Annotated in this window: 4 protein-coding genes; all 4 read right to left on the bottom strand. The window is 70.3% G+C overall.

The features are described from left to right. Nucleotides 1–773, bottom strand: a 773-nt coding sequence (hisF, locus tag VED21_RS17370; protein ID WP_324884252.1) for an imidazole glycerol phosphate synthase subunit HisF, incomplete at its 3' end; no start/stop codon positions are given. After that, a complete protein-coding gene (hisA, locus tag VED21_RS17365) occupies nt 773–1,519 on the bottom strand; it encodes a 1-(5-phosphoribosyl)-5-[(5-phosphoribosylamino)methylideneamino]imidazole-4-carboxamide isomerase (RefSeq protein WP_324884250.1) in 747 nt (248 codons plus the stop codon). The genes hisA and hisF, both read right to left, overlap by 1 nt. Continuing rightward, entirely contained in the window at nt 1,516–2,091 is a 576-nt protein-coding gene (locus VED21_RS17360) for a GNAT family N-acetyltransferase (protein WP_324884248.1), read from the bottom strand. Before VED21_RS17360 ends, hisA begins: the two co-directional genes overlap by 4 nt. Then, nucleotides 2,088–2,552: imidazole glycerol phosphate synthase subunit HisH (gene hisH, locus VED21_RS17355; protein WP_324884246.1), on the bottom strand; the 465-nt coding region annotated here is incomplete at its 5' end. The genes VED21_RS17360 and hisH, both read right to left, overlap by 4 nt.

Genomic DNA, 2,552 nt, shown 5'->3' with positions numbered 1-2,552 from the left:
CGGCGCTCGTCTCTCTCCAACCGCACGGGCAGGCCGGAGGAGCGCATATGGGCCTTCACCTCGCGGACCTTGAACATGCCGAAATGGAAGATCGAGGCCGCCAGCACGGCGGTGGCGTGGCCCTCGCGGATGCCGGCGACGAGAGGGTCCAGGGTGCCGACGCCGCCCGAGGCGATGACGGGCACGCGCACCGCGTCGGCCACCGCGCGGGTCAGGGCGAGGTCGAAGCCGCTCTTGGTGCCGTCGCGGTCCATGGAGGTCAGCAGGATCTCGCCGGCGCCGTACTCGGCCATGCGCTTCGCCCACTGGATCACGTCCAGCCCAGTCTCGCGCCGGCCGCCGTGGGTGAAGACCTCCCACCTGCCGTCGCCGGTGCGCTTGGCGTCGATGGCGACGACGATGCACTGGCTGCCGAACTTCTCGGCGCCCTCGCGCACGAACTCGGGGCGGCTGACCGCGGCGGTGTTGATCGACACCTTGTCGGCGCCGGCCAGCAGCAGCTTGCGGATGTCCTCCACCTGCCGCACGCCGCCGCCCACCGTGAGCGGCATGAACACCTGCTCGGCGGTGCGGCGCACCACGTCGAAGATGGTGTCGCGGTTCTCGTGGCTGGCGGTGATGTCCAGGAAGGTCAGCTCGTCGGCCCCCTCGCGGTCATAGACGCGGGCCTGCTCCACGGGATCGCCGGCATCCACCAGATCCACGAAGTTGACCCCTTTGACCACCCGGCCGTCTTTGACGTCCAGGCAGGGGATGACGCGCATCTTCAGCATCAGTCGGCATCCTCGGCCACGGGCGTGGAGAGCAGCGCCAGCGCCGCCTCCGGATCGATGCGGCCGTCGTACAGCGCCCGGCCGCAGATGACGCCCTCGATGCCGGAGCGCTCTTCCTTCTTCAGCGCCGCCAGATCCTCGATCGACGACACGCCGCCCGACGCGATGACCGGCGTGGTCAGGTGGAAGGCGAGGTCGGCGGTGGCCTCGACGTTGACGCCGCCCATGGCGCCGTCGCGGTTGATGTCGGTGTAGATGATGGCGGCCACGCCGGAGTCCTCGAACTTCAGCGCGAGGTCCAGCGCCTTCTCGGTCGAGGTCTCGGCCCAGCCGGCGACGGCGACGTAGCCCTCGCGCGCGTCGATGCCCACGGCGACCTTGCCGGGGAACTGCTTGCAGGCCTCCTTGACCAGCTCGGGATGGCGCAGCGCCACGGTGCCGAGGATGACGCGGGCCACCCCCTTCTGCAGCCACATCTCGATGGTCTTCAGGTCGCGGATGCCGCCGCCCAGCTGCACCGGCATGTCGACCGCGGCCAGGATGCGCTCCACCGCCTCGCCGTTCACCGGCTTGCCGGCGAAGGCGCCGTTCAGGTCGACGAGGTGCAGCCACTGGAAGCCCTGCGCCTTGAAGGCGCGGGCCTGCTCGGCCGGGTCGGTGTTGAACACGGTGGCGAGGCTCATTTCGCCGCGCACGAGGCGGACGCAGGCGCCGTCCTTGAGGTCGATGGCGGGGTAGAGGATCATTGCGGCGTCTCGTCCGTTTGCGGGTGCTGGGAGAGGTCCTTGAAATAGTAATGGCCGGCGATCCGGCGGCCGTCCACCTGCGCATAGAAGGGGTGCGTTCCCCAGCGTTGGAAACCCATGCTTTCGTACAGGCGGATCGCCGCCTCCTGCGTCTCGCGCACGTCGAGGTTCAGGATGCGGTAGCCGAGTGCGCGCGCCTCGTTCTCCACCGCCTCGGTCAGCTGGTGGGCAAGGCCGTGGCCGCGCGCCCAGGGGGCGACGAAGGAGGTGGTCAGCGTGCAGGCGTGCGCCTGCGCCTCGTTGTTGCGCGCCGGCTTGACCAGCTGGGCGGAGCCGGCGATGACGCCGTCCAGCCGGCCGACGAACAGGATGCGCTCCGGCACGATCAGCACGCCGCGCCAGAACCGCTCCATGATCTCGCGCGACGGCGGCGTGACCCAGCCGAAGCCGCCGCCGTCGCGGATGGCGGCGTCGGCCGCGTCGCACAGGTCGTGCAGGTCGGCGGTGCGGAACTTCTCGTCCACGCGCTCGACGATCGCGGCCGGGTTGGCTGCCGAGGTCGGGATGTTCATCCGCGCGGCTGCCACGTGAGGAAGTTGGCGATCAGCGCCAGACCGGCGGCCTGACTCTTCTCCGGATGGAACTGCGTGCCGACCAGGTTGTCGCGGCCGATCACCGCGGTCACCGGCCCGCCGTACTCGACGCGCGCCAGTTCGTTCGCCGGGTCGGCGCACTGGATGCGGTAGGAATGCACGAAGTAGGCGTGCGCGCCTGCGGGCAGGCCCTTCAGCACCGGGTGCTCGCGCACCACCTCCAGCTCGTTCCAGCCCATGTGCGGGATCTTGAGCGTCGGGTCGGCGGGCTCCAGCGGCACCACCTCGCCCTTGATCCAGCCCAGGCCCTGGTGCACGCCGTGCTCCAGCCCGCGCTCGGCCATCAGCTGCATGCCGACGCAGATGCCGAAGAACGGCTTGCCGCCCTTGATGACGGCTTCTTCCAGGGCGTCGCGCATGCCGGGCACGGCGTCGAGGCC

The organism is Azospirillum sp., assembly GCF_035627195.1.
In the GTDB taxonomy this organism is placed as follows: domain Bacteria; phylum Pseudomonadota; class Alphaproteobacteria; order Azospirillales; family Azospirillaceae; genus Azospirillum.
Note: the sequence above shows the minus strand (reverse complement) of the source record. Positions and strands in the feature narration are given on the sequence as shown.